Origin of the sequence: Shinella sp. CPCC 101442 (assembly GCF_024704725.1) — a bacterium.
Classification (GTDB): domain Bacteria; phylum Pseudomonadota; class Alphaproteobacteria; order Rhizobiales; family Rhizobiaceae; genus Shinella.
Genome location: NZ_JALIQS010000001.1, coordinates 1022595 through 1039347 on the forward strand (window position 1 = coordinate 1022595; position 16753 = coordinate 1039347).

The 16753-nt window shown below is 64.0% G+C and carries 16 protein-coding genes; 7 read left to right on the forward strand and 9 right to left on the reverse strand.

The window, feature by feature from the left end; all coding sequences use genetic code 11:
• The first annotated feature begins 3 nt into the window (after nt 1-3).
• Genes MUO32_RS04690 through MUO32_RS04710 form a run of 5 tightly spaced genes read left to right on the forward strand, consistent with a single transcriptional unit; the run spans nt 4 to nt 3709 of the window.
• Nucleotides 4-1023, forward strand: a complete 1020-nt coding sequence (locus tag MUO32_RS04690) for an ABC transporter permease (protein WP_257947057.1) — start codon at nt 4-6, stop codon at nt 1021-1023.
• The gene (locus MUO32_RS04695; RefSeq protein WP_257947058.1) at nt 1023-1754 is read left to right on the forward strand and encodes an ATP-binding cassette domain-containing protein; all 732 of its coding nucleotides are present in this window, start codon (nt 1023-1025) and stop codon (nt 1752-1754) included. The genes MUO32_RS04690 and MUO32_RS04695 overlap by 1 nt, the downstream gene beginning before the upstream one ends.
• Nucleotides 1755-1779: 25 nt before the next feature.
• Nucleotides 1780-2622 (forward strand): 5-dehydro-4-deoxy-D-glucuronate isomerase, encoded by an 843-nt coding sequence (gene kduI / locus MUO32_RS04700; protein WP_257947059.1) that lies wholly within the window; start codon nt 1780-1782, stop codon nt 2620-2622.
• A complete protein-coding gene (kduD, locus tag MUO32_RS04705) occupies nt 2619-3374 on the forward strand; it encodes a 2-dehydro-3-deoxy-D-gluconate 5-dehydrogenase KduD (RefSeq protein WP_257947060.1) in 756 nt (251 codons plus the stop codon). The genes kduI and kduD overlap by 4 nt, the downstream gene beginning before the upstream one ends.
• An 8-nt stretch (nt 3375-3382) precedes the next feature.
• The gene (locus MUO32_RS04710) at nt 3383-3709 is read left to right on the forward strand and encodes a cupin domain-containing protein (RefSeq protein ID WP_257947061.1); all 327 of its coding nucleotides are present in this window, start codon (nt 3383-3385) and stop codon (nt 3707-3709) included.
• Here the strand turns inward: MUO32_RS04710 and MUO32_RS04715 are convergent, their stop codons facing one another.
• Together MUO32_RS04715 and MUO32_RS04720 are read right to left on the reverse strand one after the other, a co-directional pair.
• Nucleotides 3710-4675 carry a GGDEF domain-containing protein gene (locus MUO32_RS04715; protein ID WP_374708587.1) on the reverse strand — a complete coding sequence of 322 codons (966 nt, stop codon included), beginning with the start codon at nt 4673-4675 and terminating at the stop codon, nt 3710-3712.
• A gap of 128 nt (nt 4676-4803) precedes the next feature.
• Entirely contained in the window at nt 4804-6552 is a 1749-nt protein-coding gene (locus MUO32_RS04720) for a penicillin-binding protein 2 (protein ID WP_257947062.1), read from the reverse strand.
• Nucleotides 6553-6835: 283 nt separating this feature from the next.
• Here MUO32_RS04720 and MUO32_RS04725 point away from each other — a divergent pair, with 283 nt between their 5' ends.
• Nucleotides 6836-7522, forward strand: a complete 687-nt coding sequence (locus MUO32_RS04725) for a DUF2161 domain-containing phosphodiesterase (protein ID WP_257947063.1) — start codon at nt 6836-6838, stop codon at nt 7520-7522.
• A 54-nt stretch (nt 7523-7576) separates the two neighbouring features.
• Nucleotides 7577-8644: a bifunctional transcriptional activator/DNA repair enzyme AdaA gene (locus MUO32_RS04730; RefSeq protein WP_257947064.1), complete on the forward strand. Its 1068-nt coding sequence runs from the start codon at nt 7577-7579 to the stop codon at nt 8642-8644.
• 9 nt (nt 8645-8653) lie between these two features.
• Here the strand turns inward: MUO32_RS04730 and MUO32_RS04735 are convergent, their stop codons facing one another.
• From MUO32_RS04735 to MUO32_RS04765, 7 genes are all read right to left on the reverse strand, one after another.
• Entirely contained in the window at nt 8654-10138 is a 1485-nt protein-coding gene (locus MUO32_RS04735) for an MDR family MFS transporter (RefSeq protein ID WP_257947065.1), read from the reverse strand.
• Between the two features lie 132 nt (nt 10139-10270).
• Nucleotides 10271-11170: a DMT family transporter gene (locus MUO32_RS04740; RefSeq protein WP_257947066.1), complete on the reverse strand. Its 900-nt coding sequence runs from the start codon at nt 11168-11170 to the stop codon at nt 10271-10273.
• Between the two features lie 40 nt (nt 11171-11210).
• A complete protein-coding gene (locus tag MUO32_RS04745) occupies nt 11211-12566 on the reverse strand; it encodes an NAD(P)/FAD-dependent oxidoreductase (RefSeq protein ID WP_374708588.1) in 1356 nt (451 codons plus the stop codon).
• A 139-nt stretch (nt 12567-12705) separates the two neighbouring features.
• Nucleotides 12706-13095: a DUF983 domain-containing protein gene (locus tag MUO32_RS04750; RefSeq protein WP_257947068.1), complete on the reverse strand. Its 390-nt coding sequence runs from the start codon at nt 13093-13095 to the stop codon at nt 12706-12708.
• A 141-nt stretch (nt 13096-13236) separates the two neighbouring features.
• Complete coding sequence (locus tag MUO32_RS04755) at nt 13237-14637, reverse strand: PLP-dependent aminotransferase family protein (RefSeq protein WP_257947069.1); 1401 nt, start codon at nt 14635-14637, stop codon at nt 13237-13239.
• A 168-nt stretch (nt 14638-14805) separates the two neighbouring features.
• Nucleotides 14806-16068 carry an FtsX-like permease family protein gene (locus MUO32_RS04760; protein WP_257947070.1) on the reverse strand — a complete coding sequence of 421 codons (1263 nt, stop codon included), beginning with the start codon at nt 16066-16068 and terminating at the stop codon, nt 14806-14808.
• A complete protein-coding gene (locus MUO32_RS04765) occupies nt 16065-16751 on the reverse strand; it encodes an ABC transporter ATP-binding protein (protein WP_257947071.1) in 687 nt (228 codons plus the stop codon). Before MUO32_RS04765 ends, MUO32_RS04760 begins: the two co-directional genes overlap by 4 nt.
• Nucleotides 16752-16753: the final 2 nt, after the last annotated feature.

Consider the following 16753-nt stretch of genomic DNA (forward strand, 5'->3'; position numbering starts at 1 on the left):
ACCGTGACACCTATCCTTGCCGACAGCGCCGCGCCCCGTTCGCGCACGCAAAGACAATCCATCCTCAAGCAGATCATGGGCATGCCCGCCGGTGCGATCTTCCTCGTCTTCATGACGTTGCAGATCGTCTGCATCGCCGGCGCGTTGCTCTATCCCAATGAGTTCCGCTATCTCTCGCCGCAGAACCTCACGATCCTGATGAAGGCGGTCCCGGTGCTCGGCTGCCTGGCGCTCGGCGCCGGCGTGCTGATGATCGCGGGTGAATTCGACCTCTCCATCGGCTCTGTCTACACCTTCACCGCCGTCCTGATGGCGAGCCTTGTCGGTGCCGGCGTCAGCGCCTTCGTCGCCGCACCGCTCGGTGTCCTGGCCGGCGTGATGATCGGCCTTCTCAACGGCCAGATCACGATCCGCTTCGGCCTGCCGTCCTTTATCGTGACGCTGGGCGGCCTGCTATTCTGGCGCGGCGCCGTGTTGCTCTACAACGGCGCAGTGCAGGTGCGCTTCGATCCCGAACCCGTCTTCACCAGCCTGTTTTCCGGTACGCTGCTCGGCATCAACGCCGCTTTCATCTGGATCGTGCTCTTCGTCGTCGGCTTCCATTTCCTGCTGCATCGCCACCGCTTCGGCAACCATGTCTTCGCGACGGGCGGCAATCGCGGGGCGGCGGAGGCCATCGGCATCAACACCAATCGCGTCAAGCTGGTTGCGTTTGCCATTGCCGGCGGCATGGCGGCGGTTGCCGGCATCCTCGCCACGGCCCGCGTCGGCAGCGTGCAGCCCGGTCAGGGTGCGGGCCTCGAACTCCAGGCGATCGCCGCCTGCGTGATCGGCGGCCTGTCACTGCGCGGCGGGCGTGGCTCGATCATTGGTATCTTTCTCGGCGTGCTGCTCATCCACACCATCACCGACGTGCTGCTGCTGCTGCGCGCTCCCGGCTTCTATCTCGACATGTTCATCGCGACGCTGATCGTGCTGGCCGCCATCTTCAACCATCTCATCGAGCGGCGGGGTGTTGCGTGATGTCCAATCTTCTCGAACTGCACAACATTTCCAAAAGTTTCGGCGCTCTGACAGCATTGCGCAATCTGAGCTTCCATATCGGCGAAGGCGAGGTGGTGGGCCTGCTCGGCGACAATGGCGCCGGCAAATCGACGACGGTCAACCTGATCTCCGGCATTCACAAGCCAACGGACGGTTACCTCAGCGTCGACGGGAAGAAGACGCTCTTCACCTGCCGCTCGGATTCGGCGGATGCCGGCATCGAAACGATCTACCAGCACACAGCTCTGGTCGACAGCCTCTCGATCACCCGCAACATCTTCATGGGGCGCGAGCTGACCGATCGTTTCGGTTTCCTGCGGCAGGCCGAGATGCGCGAGATCGCCATGGAGGTGCTGCAGAACGCGGTGCATATTTCGGGTATCGATAGCCCCGACACGCTGGTCGGCAATCTCTCGGGCGGCCAGAAGCAGGCCGTCGCCATTGCGCGCGCCGTCTATTTCAAGAAGCGCGTGCTGCTGCTCGACGAGCCGACCTCGGCCCTTTCCGTACGTGAGACGGAGGCGCTGCTGAACCAGGTGCTGAAGCTGAAGGCGGAGAACGTCTCCAGCGTGCTGGTGACGCACAATATCTACCACGCCTATCAGGTCTGCGACCGCTTCGTGATCATGAGCCACGGCACCAAGGTCTTCGATGTCGCCAAGGCCGACACGACGATCAACCAGCTCACCGACTATGTCGTGCTCACCTGATTTCCACTTTTGAAAGGCATATGCCGTGACACTTTCCGTATCTGTACGCCAGGTCGTCGGGCCTGAGGACGCCGCAAGGCGCAACACGCAAGGGCTTCGCGATGGCTTCGTCATCGAGACGCTGTTCCGGCCGGGCGAGGTCAATCTCACCTACAGTCATCTGGATCGCATGATCGTCGGCGGCGTTGTGCCAACCGACAAGAGGCTTGAAATCGGCCGTGTCGCCGAAACAGGCACGGATCAATTCCTCGAGCGCCGCGAGGCCGCGATCATCAATATCGGCGGTCCCGGCACGGTGGGCGTCGGAGGCAAGGATTTTGCGCTCGGCTTTCAGGAAGGCATCTATATCGGCATGGGCGAGGGTGCGCTCGGCTTTGCCAGCGACGATCCCGCCGAACCGGCCCTGTTCTATGTCCTGAGCGCTCCCGCGCACCGGACATGCCCGACGGTGCATATCACCCGCGACATGGCGAAAAAGGTGCATCTTGGCTCTGCGGAGGAATCCAATCACCGCACCATCAACCAGTATGTGCATCCCGACGTCTGCGAAAGCTGCCAGCTGCTCGTCGGCCTCACCATGTTCGAGCCGGGCTCCGTCTGGAACACCATGCCGGCCCATGTGCATGACCGGCGCATGGAGGTCTATCTCTATTTCGGGATGCAGGACGCGACGCGCGTCTTCCATTTCATGGGCGAACCAGCCGAGACACGCCATGTCGTGCTGAAGAACCATGAGGCGGTACTGTCGCCCGGCTGGTCGATCCACTCGGGCGCCGGCACCGGCCGCTATGCCTTCATCTGGGCCATGGCCGGCGATAACATGAGCTTCACCGACATGGACAAGGTGCCTATGGAAGCGCTGCGATGACATCTTTCGATCTCTCCCGCCGCTGGGCAATCGTCACCGGCGCCAATACCGGCATCGGCCAGGCCATCACCGTGGGACTGGCGAAGGCGGGCGCCGATATCGTCGGCGTCGGGCGTTCCGTCATGACGGAGACCGAAGCGGAGGTGAAGGCGGCCGGCCGGCGGTTTGTTGCCATCGCGGCTGACCTTTCCGAGCCGGGTGTTGCTGGCAAGGTCATTGCCGAGACGCTGGAGGCGGGTGCGACGCCAGACATCCTCGTCAACAATGCCGGCATCATCCGCCGGGCGGATTCACTCGATTTCACGGAAGAGGATTGGGATGCGGTGCTCGACACCAACCTGAAATCCGTCTTCTTTCTCTGCCAGGCCTTCGCCAAGGCGGCGATTGCGGCAGGCAGGCCGGCGAAGATCATCAATATCGCCTCCCTGCTTTCCTTCCAGGGCGGCATCCGCGTACCGTCCTATACGGCGGCAAAGAGCGGCCTTGCCGGTATCACCAGGCTTCTGGCAAACGAATGGGCGGCGCGGGGGATCAACGTGAACGCCATTGCGCCCGGCTATGTCGAGACCAACAACACGACCGCATTGCGCGCGGATGCCGAGCGCAATGCCGATATCCTGAAGCGCATTCCTGCCGGCCGCTGGGCGCGGCCGGAAGACATGGCCGGCGCCGCAGTCTTCCTTGCGAGCCCGGCATCCGATTATATCCATGGCACCATCCTGCCCGTCGATGGCGGATGGCTTGCGCGATGAGAGAACCCATGCAGCCCTATACCCTACCCGAAAACACCGTCTGGACCGAAGTCGCCCCCGGCAATCGCCGAGCGGTTCTGAGCCATCGTCCGGAATTGATGCTCGTCGCCTTCCGTTTTGAAGAAGGGGCTGTCGGCGCGCTGCATTCCCATCCGCATACGCAGGTGAGTTATGTCGCCGAAGGCGCGTTCGACGTCACGGTGGATGGTGTTACCACACGCCTTGCCGCCGGCAGCAGCTTCATCGTCGCTCCCAACCTCGTGCACGGCGTCGTGGCCCTTGCACCCGGCTTGCTGATCGACACCTTCACGCCGGGCCGTGACGATTTCCTGTGATCATTCCGAAGACGTTGTGTTCGTCGAAGCAAGGCGCCGCTCGGGCTGGATTTCGATGCTGATCTGGTCACGCCCGCGCATCTTTGCGGCATAGAGCGCGAGATCGGCCCGCCGATAGACGGAGGCGGGATCGTCGCCGCGGGCGACCCAGGCGAGGCCTGCGGAAAAGGTATAGCGGAAGCTTGCCTGATCGGGCACGGGCCGGGAGTGGCGCACGGCGACCAGCATGCGCTGCACGATGGCCTCGGCATCCTCCATCGTCGTATTCGGCAGGATGAGCAGAAACTCCTCGCCGCCGACGCGGCCGAGAATATCCGTCTTGCGCACATGGCGCTGAAGCGTGACGGCGAAATCCTTGAGCACGGCATCGCCAACGCCGTGGCCGAAGCGGTCGTTGATATATTTGAAATTGTCGATGTCCAGCACCGCAAGGCAACCGACGTCCTGATCGGCCCCGCCCGGCGAGCCGACGATTTCACCCAGCTTGCCCATCACATAGCGGCGGCTGGGCAGCCCGGTCAGCTCGTCCGTCTGCGAGGCCTTGATCGCGATATCGCGATCCTGCCGCAGGGACCGCTCGTCCGGGCGGATAGAGCTGATATCGCTCGCCACGCACAGCATCCACCCGTTGGGCTGCATCGTTTCCGCCATCCAGAGCCATCGCCCGTCATGAAGATCCGTCTCGAAGGCGCGAAAACCGCTTTTGCCGCGCCTTGCCTGTGTGGAATGCAGCCAGGTTTCGAAGTTCGCGGTCTCGACGATCGTGCCGCGCCGGGCGTGATAATTGCGGCGCATGAGATCGCACCAGAGAAGCTCCTCGTCATCCTCGATGAACCAGGCGGCGCGAAAGGCCCGGTTGGCGAACCGCAGGCGGTCCTCCGGGTCGAAGACAGCGATGAGATTGCCGGCGTGTTCCATCAGCTGCGTCAATTGCAGCATCATTTCCGTGGCGGCCAAGGGCTTCATGTCCTCAGGATGATTCTCGCTGGAAATCTAGAGGCGACCAATAAACAAAGTCTTAGACGACATTCTTCCGACGTTACTCCGGGCGACGTGGATTGCTCCAGAACGGAACAGACCGGCTGTGAACGCGGTCAGTAATCGACGAGCTGCATGTTTTCATCCGGCTCGCCGAACCGCGGCTGCACGCCGAGCAACGGCGCGACACGGCGGATAATCGCCTTGATCATCGGGGCTGCGGTGGAGGCGGCGGTGCGCCCGCCATTTTCGCCGGTCCGGGGCGCGTCGATGATCGACAGCACGATGTATCGCGGCTTGTCCATCGGGAAGGCCGCCACGAAGGCGTTGAAATTGATATCCTTGGCATAGCGCCCGTTGATCACCTTGTCGGCAGTGCCGGTCTTGCCGCCGACATGGAAACCTTCCACCTGCGCGTGGCGGCCGGAACCCTTGATGCCGTTCCAGTCATAGAGCGTTCGCATGTCGGCACTCGTCCTGTCCTTGATGACGCGGGTGGCGAGTGCCTGCGCCGCCTCTTTCGTGCGTGGCAGAAAGGTCGGCGGTACGAGATAGCCGCCATTCATCAATGCGGCGGCGGCAACGGCCGTCTGCAGAGGCGTCGTCGCAACGCCATGGCCGAAGGAGATCGTCACGGAATTGATCTTCTTCCAGGTTCGCGGCTGCGTGGGCGTGGCGACACCCGGCATTTCCGTATCCATCTTCGAAAGCAGACCGAGCCGGGTGAGAAACTGCTGGTGACCCTCGATGCCCACCATGTCGGCCACCGCGGCGGTGCCGATATTGGAGGAATACTGAAACACCTCCGGGATGGAGAGTGGGCGGTTCTTGCCCTTGAAATCGCGGATGGTAAAACCGCCCATGCGGATGGGACGGGAAGCATCGACAACGGAATTGAGATTGATCTTGCCCTCGTCCAGACCCATGGCGAGCGTGAAGCTCTTGAAGGTCGAGCCCATCTCGAAGGTCGCGTTGCTGATGCGGTTGAACCAGCCCTTCTCGTATTCCTTGTCGATGCTGCCGTCGGAAAGCCGGCGCGAGGGCTCATTCGGATCGTAGTCGGGAACAGAGGCCATCGCGAGCACCTCGCCGGTCTCGACATCGATGATGACGGCACCTGCCGCTTCCGCCTTGTAGTCGACCATCGCCTTGGCGGCGACCTCGCGCACGATGTTCTGGACACGCAGATCGATGGAAAGCTTGACGGGTTCGAGCCGCGTGTCGTCGGTCAGGCCGGCGGCGCGAAGGTCCGCAAGGCCCTGCTGGTCGAGATAGCGCTCCATGCCGGCGAGGCCCTGGTTGTCGACATTGACATGACCAACAACGTGGGCGGCCGTGACACCGCCCGGATAGATGCGCCGCTTTTCCGGCCGGAAACCGATGCCGGGCAGGCCGAGTGCCAGAATATCGGCCTGCTGCTTGGGTGTCAGCTGCCGCCGGAGCCACTGGAACGCGCTCTGCGAGCGCAGCCTTTTATGTGTCTCGCTCCAGTCGAGGTTCGGCACGACCATGGCAAGCTTTTCCACCACCTCGTCGGCATCGATGATCCGTCGCGGCTCGGCATAGAGCGAGACCATGTTGAGATCGGTCGCAAGCAGCAGGCCATTGCGGTCGACGATATTGGGGCGCGAGGCGACAGCATGCCCAGCGCCGATCGAGGCGGACTGGATAGGGTCAGACAGGCCGTACTGGATCAGCCGCGCACCGAGGCCAATATAGGCGACGGTGAACAGGCCGATCATGATGGCGAGACGCTGGCGCGCTTGCTTCCGCCGGCGGGCGTTGGTGCCCAGCAGGATTGCGCCGTGTTGCGGGGCGACGACGAAATGCGCGCGGCTTTTCAGCCGCATGATGAAAGCGATCATTTCCCACCTGCCCGAAAACGCAAACCCGCCGAACGGCGTGTCCCGTCATCCGGCAAAGGAAGCCTGCGGGCAAAGGCGCTGGAAAACCAAGGGAAATGTCGATGGCCGGGGGCAGATCATTAAACTTGCATTAATATACATTTAAAGTTGCTTGCTGCCGGTTAATCCTTGATTTGCATTTTTCGGCCTGCGCCTTGCAAGCAGCAGGCGGTGGCGGGGAGGTGACCCGCGCAGCACGATCGTTATAGTCGGCGCATGATTCTCCGCTTCGATCTCTAGGCCCATGGAAACGTCGCTTTACCTGCCCGTCAAAGGTTTTCTCGAAAAGGCGGGCTACGTCGTCAAGGGCGAAATCGGCGGCTGCGATCTGGTCGGCCTCAGCGAGGACGATCCGCCCGTCGTGGTGGTCTGCGAACTCAAGATGACCTTCAATCTGGAACTCATCCTGCAAGCCGTCGACCGGGCGGCCGTTTCCGACGAGGTCTGGATCGCCGCGAAGGTTTCAGCAAAGGGGCGGGGCCGGGAAGCCGACAAGCGCTACCGGGATCTCTGCCGCCGGCTTGGCATCGGCATGCTTGGAATTTCCGATGCGGGCGATGTCAGCGTGATCGTGGGCTCCGTGACCCCCATGCCGCGAACCAATCCGAAACGCCGGTCCCGGCTCATGCGCGAGCACCAGAAACGGCGCGGCGATCCAGCCCTCGGCGGCAGCACGCGTACGCCCCTCATGACGGCCTATCGCCAGCAGGCGCTCGGCTGCGCGGTAACCTTGGTCGACGGGCCGCTGCGTGTCCGCGACATCCGCGCCAGCGTCCCCGAGGCGGGCAAGATCCTGCAGTCGAATGTCTACGGCTGGTTCGAGCGGGTCGACCGCGGCGTTTACGGTCTGACGGACGCCGGCCGCGAGGCGCTGGCGCGGTGGCCGCAGCCGGGTGCGGAGATGCGCGGCGAACCAATCCAGGTTCTTTGAATAGACGCCCGATTTTCGACCGACTGCCGTCAGGCGCAATGCTATCAAGGTGTCATGCTGTTTACCCTTCCCGACCACGACACTCTCTACCAGGCGCTTGTCGCCCGCGATGAGCGCTATGACGGCCAGGCCTATGTCTGCGTCGCCTCCACCGGCATCTTCTGCCGTCTGACCTGCCCGGCGCGCAAACCCCTGCCGGGCAATTGCACTTTCCGCGCGACGATTGGCGAATGCATCGAGGCAGGCTTTCGCGCCTGCAAGCGATGCCATCCTCTACAGGCCGCCGCGAACGCCGATCCGGCGATCGGCGCCTTGCTGGCGGCGCTGGACGAGCGGCCGGATACCCGCTGGTCGGAGGAGCATATCGAGCGGCTGGGTTATGACCTCTCGACGGTGCGGCGCAGCTTCAAGCGTCAGTTCGGCATGACCTTCCTTGAAATGGCGCGGCAAAGGCGCCTTCGTGAGGGGTTTGAAACCCTTTCGGACGGCGGCAGCGTCATCGCGGCCCAGCAGGAGGCGCGGTTCGACAGTGCCAGTGCTTTCCGCGCCGCCTTCGCGAAAATCCTCGGCTGTGCGCCGGCCGCCCTCAAGCAGGGCGGGCTGCTGCGGGCAAGCTGGATCGCCACGCCGCTCGGCGACATGGTCGCCGTGGCCAGCGAAAACCACCTGCATCTTCTTGAGTTCATCGGCCGCAAGGCCCTGCCAGCCGAACTGCGCAAACTGCGCGCTGCGACGAAGGATGGCATCGGGATCGGCCGGACGGGCGTGACGGAACAGGCGAGCGCCGAACTGGACGCCTTCTTCGCCGGCCGTTCCGCCGATTTCGAAACGCCGTTGTTCCAGGCCGGCAGCCCGTTCAGCCAGGAGGTCTGGGCCGAGCTTCGCCGCATCCCCGCCGGCACGACGCGCAGCTATGCCGAGCTCGCGCGGCACATCGGCCGTCCCGCCGCCACACGTGCGGTGGCGCGGGCAAACGGTGCGAACCAGATCGCGCTCATGGTGCCGTGCCACCGGGTGCTTGGCGCGGACGGTGCGCTCACCGGCTATGGCGGCGGCCTCTGGCGCAAGCAGCGTCTGCTGGAAATCGAGCGTCAGTACCGGATTCAGGAGACAGGTTCCTGAAGCAGGAAGCTACTCGACGATGGCCGTGATCTCGTTTTCGGCCCGGCCGCGCAGCGGTTTTTCAGGCATCAGCTGGAAAAGCACGAGCGACAGGGCGGTCGCGGCGGCGCAAGCGATGAAGATATAGGTGAAGGGCAGGGCTTCCAAGACGCCGCTGCCGACGACCTGGAGATGTTCACCTCCGAGCGGCAGGCCGTTGCTGAGCGCGATGGCGCCGAGCATGGCGACGCCCAGTGCGCCGCCGAGCGAGCGCAGGAAGGTGAGCACGCCGGTCGCCACGCCGAGATGCGCCTGGTCGACCGCGTTCTGCACCGAGATGGTGGCGACCGGGAAGGTCATGCCGGAGCCGAAGCCGACGCCGAAGGTCAGAAGCTCCAGCGTGAACAGCGTCGTGCGCCCGGACAGGAATGCCAGTGCGACGAGGCAGAGAACGCTGAAAGCGCCGCCGCCTATCGCGAGCCGCTTGTAGTGGGTGAAACGCGGGATCGTGCGCCCGCTGATGGTCGCGCCGACGACGGTGCCGAGGAGCAGGCCGAGCATCACCATTCCGGAACTGCTGGCCGAAAGCCCGTGGAAGGATTGTCCATAGACGGGAATATAGACCGCAAGGCCGACATTGGCGGTCTGCCCGAGAAACATGGCGAGCGTGCCGTAACGCACGATCGGGTTGGCGAGAACATCCAGCGAGATCAGCGGCTCGGCGGCGCGGCGCAGCCGAAGCGCGAAGAGCGCCCAGAAAACCACCGAGCAACCGAGCAACCCGAGGATTTCGGGCGACAGCCACGCATAGCGGCTACCGCCCCAGTTGAGCGCGAGCAGCAGAAGGGCGGTGGCGGTGACGAGGAGGGCGGCGCCTGCGCCGTCGATGCTGTGCGCGCGGCCGACGACGGGCAGCTTCTTCAGGGGGTTGTTGATGATGATAAGCGCCGCGATGCCGAGCGGAATGTTGACCCAGAAGATCACGGACCAGTGGAGATGTTCGGCGAAGGTGCCGCCCATCAGCGGTCCGGCAATGCAGGCCACGGCCCATGTGCCGGAAATCCAGGCGGCATAGCGCGCGCGTTCGCGCGGTGGCACGAGGTCGCCGATCACGATCTGGGCAAGCGCGAACAGCCCCCCGCCGCCCAGGCCCTGCACGGCGCGACCGAGGATGAGCGTTAGCATGTTGGGCGCAAGCGCGCTGATCAGCGATCCCGCGAGGAAGATGACGATGGCACCGAAGATCGTCGGACGACGTCCATAGACATCGGAAATCTTGCCATAGAGCGGCGCCATCGCGGTTGCGGTGAGGAGGTAGCCCGTCACGATCCAGGGCAGGTAGTCGGCATGGCCGAGCGCCTTGCCGATCGTCGGCATGGCGGGCGCGACAATGGTCTGGTCGAGCGCCGCCAGAAGCATCGACAGCAGCACGCCCGCGATGATGACGTTCTTTTCCGGCTCCGACAGGGTGATGGCCGTCGCCTGGGTTTCGTTCACACGGGTCGTCTCGTTCATTCTGGCAGTCCGATCACAGTCCCTGGCCGCTTCGGCCAATGGATACTCAAGATGGGCATGAAAGGAGATAGTCAACCCTTGCGGCACTCAGCGACCGGCAAAAGGCTAGAATTCGCCTCAACGTCGTTCGGGCTATGAAACCGCACGATTTCTCGCGGCGATTTCCCCGCGACGCTCCCAGAAGACGAGCACCATGCTGGAGGCGACAATCAGGAGGGCACCGACGAACACGTTGACTGCCGGGACTTCCGCCCAGATCGTGTAGCCATAGACGAAGGCCCAGATCAGGCCGGTATATTCGACGGGCGCCAGCGCAGAAGCGGGCGCGTAACGAAACCCCTCGTAAAGCAGGAACTGGCCGAGCGTTGCGACGAGGCCGAGGGCGAGCATCAGAATCCAGCCTTCCGCGTCGGGCGTCTTCCATATCCAGGGGAAGGAGGCTGCACAGGCGAGGCCGAAGAGCAGGCTGGTCGCGAACATCTGCGTCAGCGTGCTTTCGCTGCGGCTGACGAGCCGGATGAGGATCGTGCTCCACGCCCAGCAGAATCCGGCCACGAGGCACATGGCAGCCGGAATGAGGTTTGGCGAATGTGACGGGTTCGCGGCGATCACCACGCCGACGAAACCACCCACGCAGGCGATCCAGCGCCCGGCACCGACGGCCTCCTTCAGGACGAGGATCGACAGAAAGACCGTGATGATCGGTGCGGAAAAATAGAGCGTGGTCAGTTCCGCAAGGCCTAGATAGCGCGCCGCGTTGTAGTAGAGCAGCCAGGCAACGAGCATCAGCGCGGCGCGCAGCACGACGGTGCCGCGGTACGGGCTCTTCAGGATGGAGGGGTGCCGGTAGAACCGCAGGAGGACGCCGGAGATCAGAACGATCACAAGGCTTCGCATGAACAGGATCTGCGGCACCTCATAGGTGGCGACCATCCATTTCACCAGGGCATCCTGCAGGGCGAAGCAGGCATAGCCGGCAGAGGCGAGCGCAATGCCCGCCAGCGGCTTCGTGTCGATCAATCCGGAACTCATGATGGCCTCAAGATGCGATATGTCACGTCCGCTGAACGGACTAAAGGGCGGGGCCCAGCCGTAGGGTGCTTCCATCGCTGAAACGGGAGAGGCGGAAGCGGTGCAGGTTGTGGCCGATGTCGTTGCCCTGGATCATGTCGGCGACGACGCGGCCGATGCCGGGTCCAATGCCGAAACCATGACCGCTCATGCCCGTTGCCACGAACAGGCCGGCGATCGACTGCGCACGATCGACGACCGGAACGACATCGGGCATGGCATCGATCATTCCGGCCCAGCTTGCCTTGATGGGAACGGTTTCGAACTGCGGGAAGAGCTGCCTGAAGCCGCGTTCGATCGATTGCAGACCCGAGCGCTCGGGAGCGGGATCGAGAATGCGCATTTTCTCGAAGGGGCTGACCGAATCCGGCGTCCATTCCCGCGGCGTGGACCAGCTGTCGGGGTAGGATGCCGGGGCGGCGGGCAGATAGCACACGCCGAACGGGTTGGCCATCAGGGCAGGGAGATATTTTATCGAGTGCCTGAACGCATCCGGCCCGAGATAAAGCAGGCTGCTGCCGCCGGGTGCGAGCGTATACCCACCGTCCTGTCTGCGCCGGAACGCGACATGCGCGTCGGCTGCGGCACCCGCATGGATTTCCGGCAGCGGTCCGGTGGCGGCGACCGTTGCGCGCACGCTCAATTGCGGAATGGAAACGCCATGTTTTCGCAGGAAGAGCGAAGACCAGGCGCCGCCGGCCACCAGCACCGTGGAGGTCGCAACGCGGCCTTTCTCCGTCCACACGCCGCTAACCCTGCCGGCCGAAAGATCGAGTGTGCGGGCGGCGCAGTTTTCCACGATCGTCACGCCAAGGCGGGCGGCCAGGCGGGCCAGTGCGGGCACCGCAATCCAGGGCTCCGCGCGCAGGTCGGAGGGCGTGGTCATTGCCCCCGCATAGCGCTGGGATATGCCCTTGAAGAGCCTTGCCGTTTCCTCGGAAGCAAGCAGACGGGTATCGAGCGCGTGATCGGCGGCGATCTTCATGAAGGTGTCGAATTTTGCCATGTCCTTTTCGGACCGGGCAAGATACGTCACCCCCGTCTCCGCAAGGCCGATATCCTCACCGCATTCTTCTGCCAGTTGCTGCCACAGGCGGCAGGCCTCGATCACGATCGGCAGCTCATCCGCGTCGCGTCCCTGCTTGCGGATCCAGCCCCAGTTTCGCGACGATTGTTCCGCCGCGATCCGCCCTTTTTCAACGAGCGTCACGGAGATATTCCGCTTCGCCAGAAAGAGAGCCGTTGTGACGCCAATAACGCCGCCGCCGATGATCACCACGTCAGACGCCTGCGGCGGTGGACCGGGATGACGAATGGGGTCGGATTCGGAGAAAGGGAAGGGGAGCACGGGGCGCATTCTATGTAGGCAGGCGAGGATTGATGCTTGTCTGCTGGAGGTACCAGATAAAGCAAATCCAGGCCACCGGAATCGGCAAAGCATTCACAAGCCTTGCCGGCGCCCTCGTCGAGAAATCACGGCCATCCGGGTTTGGAGATCAGCTGGGTTCCGGGCTCCGGCGGACCAGTTTGCCCTCTTCCGCCTTGTAGAAATACTGGCTGGCAACGAGCCAGCCCTTCAGTGGCCTGAGAGGGGGGATACAGGTCAGGAGCATGAAGGGCCCGGTCACCAGGAATTGCGTCAGCAGCGATGCGCTGAAAGTGACCTCCAGCCAGACGGCGAGCAGCGCGCTCGGCACGCAGGCGAAACAGATGACGAAGAAGGCGGGACCATCCGCCGGGTCTGCAAAGGAATAGTCGAGCCCGCAGGCCTCGCATTTCGGGGCGAGCGTCAAAAAGCCCTTGAAGAGATGGCCCTGGCCGCAGCGCGGGCAGCGGCCGCGGATGCCTGTTTGCATCGGGGGCAGTGCGGGATAGTCCTTGTCCATGGCTTGCACCTTTCGTGCACGATCAATCCACTCATTCAATGCTGAAATATAGATGCAATTATGCAGTCAATATGTCCAGCAGACATACTGACGCAGGCACATGCGGTCGGGATTGTCCGCTCTCCGGAACAGAAGTGGGGATCAGAAGAAGGTGCCGGCCATTTCAGGCGGGCCTTCCAGCGCGTGCGCCATGAATTCGAGCGCCGTCTGGAGTTGGGGGCGGGAAATCGGGCCGCCGAGGCAGACACGCACCGCCTCGGGCGGCGTGCCATCGACGGCGAAGGCATCGCTCGCAACGGTGCCGAGGTTGGCGGTGCGCATATGGGCGCCGAATGTGGAACGCGTCCAGCCATGCGGCAGAGGCAGCCAGATGTTGAAGCTGAGCATATCGGCGCGATAGCTGCCGGGGAGAAGCAGCCCGGCGACGAGCGCCTGGCGTGCCGCCGCTTCGCCGCGCAGGAAATCGAGGATCGCATCCGCCGTTCCGTCGTCGATCCAGCGGGTGGCCAGCGCCGTCGTCAGCGGCGAGGCCATGACATTGCCGGATCGCATCGCGCTGGCGAAGGACCAGAGGGCGCGGCCGTCTTCGGGCGCGACGACATAGGCGAGGCGCAGGCCCGCACCGATGCATTTCGACAGTCCACCGATATGCCAGGTAAGATCAGGGGCCAGCACGGCAAGCGGCGCAGGCCCGTTCGAAGGGAGGAAGCCATAGGCATCATCCTCGACAACATGCACACGGTATTTTTGCGCCACGGCAGCAATCTCGGCCCGCCGCGCGGCCGGCATGGTCAGGGTCAGGGGATTTTGCAGCGTTGGGTTGAGGTAGAGCGCCTTTGGTTTTTCGCGCTCGCAGGCCACGGCGAAAGCCTCCGGCAGGATACCGTCGTCATCCATCGGCAGGCCGACAAGCCGCAGGCGAAGCTGTGCCGCGATCGAGCGCATCCCGGGATAAGTGATGTTTTCGGAAAGTACCGTCTCGCCGGGTTTTGCCAGCGTGCCGAGAATGGCAAGCAGCGCCGGATGAGCGCCCGGCGCGATGAAGATACGTTCCTGCGACGGCGTCAGCCCGCGCCGTCCGAGCCATAACGCGGCGGCTTCCTTGTCCATCGGCGCGCCGCCGAATGTCTGGTAGCGCAGAAGCGGCACCAGATCCGCCGAAAGCGCTGAAACCCCCTCGCGCATCCTGGCGATGAGGTCGGGATCGTTCGGTTCCGGGGGCATGTTCATGGAGGGATCGACGATGGCGGCGCGGCGTGCATCCGGCTGGACATCCATCGCCACAGGCGTGCTGGGTGCGGCTCCCATCACGAAGGTGCCGCGGCCGACATGCGCCTGGACGAGCCCGCGCTTCTGCGCCTCGACATAACCTCGGGCAACGGTGGTGACATCGATCGCGAGGCGCTTGGCGAGATCGCGATGGGTCGGCAATTTGTCGCCGGCCGAGAGCCGGCCACTGCGGAGATCCAGCTCGATCATGTCGGCAATAGCCATGTAGAGCGGGCTGTCGCTCCTGCCGAGATCGGGATGCCAGTTCTTCATGCCGGGGTTTCCAAGCTGCGCGGATATTGACTGTATATTGCATGCATTGACGCTTGTCATCCGCTGACAACGGGCAAAGAGTCGCGGCGGGGCGATGGGATGATCAGGGAAACGATGTTTCGAGGTATCGACCCCGGCCTGCCGGCCGAGGTCCAGCCATCGTCTCGCTCAGCTTCTCAGGGCCCGCGCGGGGCTGAGGCGGAGCGTCGAGAGCGCCGGAACAACCGACACGAGGACGGCGAGCACGACGAACCACAATGCCAGCGACAGATCTTGCCGTGCAAACTCCACCGGCATGCGGATGGCGGTCCTGGCGGTGAGCGTGGCCGATATGAGCTGGGCGGCGGCGTAGCCGAGGAGCACGCCGAGGGCCAGACCCAGGAGGAAGAGCAGGAAGAGTTCACCCCAGACGATGGCAACGACCGCGCGGCGCGGCGCACCAAAGGCCCTGAGCGCGCCGATCTGCCGCTGGCGGGCACCGACATGCATGACGGTGACGAGCAGCACGGCGGCGATGACGATGACCTGCGTGCCGATGGCGATGGCGAGCAGCAGGCTGCGCGCATCGCCGAGTGTCGCATAGAGACGGGTCAGCACTTCGGCGGGGAAGACGGCGAGCGTCGTCTCGCCGCGATATTCCTGGCGCAGACGATAGGCATCGGCGATGGTCTTCGGCTTGACAAGGATGGCGGGAATGCCCGGCGTTTCGGCGTCGAAATGCTCGTCTATGCCAGCCTCGGCTTCGACATGCGGCTCATGGTCATGGTCGTGCTCGTTCGCCGCAACCGTTTCGGCTGCTTCGCCGGCATGATCGTGGTGTTCGTGCGCGGTCATGCCGTGCAATTGCCAGACAGCCTGGATCGGCACGAGGATCGCGCGATCCCAGGCCGTGCCTGTCGGCGCCATGCGGCCGGTCACCTTATAGACGATCTCGGTATGGGTATGGCCGCCTTCGTCCGCCGCGCCGTGCATCGGCTTGATCTCGGCACCGACCCGCTTGGCGACATCGGCGCCGATGACGGCATCGCCGAGATGGGCGAAGACTGCGCCTTCGGCAAGGGCCGGGGAGAGGGCGGCGATCAGTCTGGTCGTCGTGCCGACGACGGGGTGACCATCCGCGGAATCGCCGAAGCCGACCGGGGCGGCGAACGCGACGCGGGGGTCGTCTGAAAGTTTTGCCAGGATGGTGCCGGATATCAGCGGAAGCGGTGAGGGCTGCAGGAAGACGGCGGAGAGAGCAAGTTGCGTCTCGCTGCCGGCCGCGCCGATCAGCAGGTCGAATTTTTCCGCAGCGCGGGCGCTGCCGAGGCGGACGGCGCGCTCCTGAAGCGTGACGGTAACGCTGAGCGCGACGGAAAGCGCGATTAGCACGACGACGGCGAGCGCGCCCGCCTTGAAGCGGTTGAGATCGGCAAGGATGAAACGGATCATGCGGCCCGCGCCTCCGCACTGTCTTCGACGATGCGGCCGCCTTCCAAGGCGATGCGCCGGTCGAGCCGTTCCATGAGAACCGGGTCGTGGGTGACGACGACGAGCGTCGCGCCGTCCTGCCGGGCGAGCCGGACGATCAGTTCGGCAACCTCCGTGCCGGTACGCCGGTCGAGGCTGGCGGTCGGCTCGTCTGCGACGATCACGCCCGGTTTGGAGAGCAGCGCCCGGGCCACCGCGACGCGCTGCATCTCGCCACGCGACAGCGTCTCGATAGGCTGGTCCGGACGGGCAATGCCTGTCGTTTCGAGAAGATGAAGCGCACGCTGGCGTTCGGCCGGCGTCAGACGGCGGGAGAGGCGCACGGGCAGCACGACATTCTCGAAGGCCGAGAGCCCGGGAAAGAGGTGAAAATCCTGCATCACCAAGCCGATATGGGCGGCGCGGAAGGCATCGCGCTTGCCGGCGGAAAGGCGCACGATATCCGTATCGCCCCAGGAGACCGAACCGCTCGTCGTCGTTTCGAGCCCGGTGATGGCGTTGACCAGCGTGCTTTTGCCAGAGCCGGAGGCGCCGGTGACAGCAAGCTGCGTGCCGGCCGGAACATGCAGCCTGGGAATGGAGAGAACGGAGGTGTCGAGGCCTGGAAAACGCATCTCCAGGCCGGAAATATCGAGCGCCAGCATGA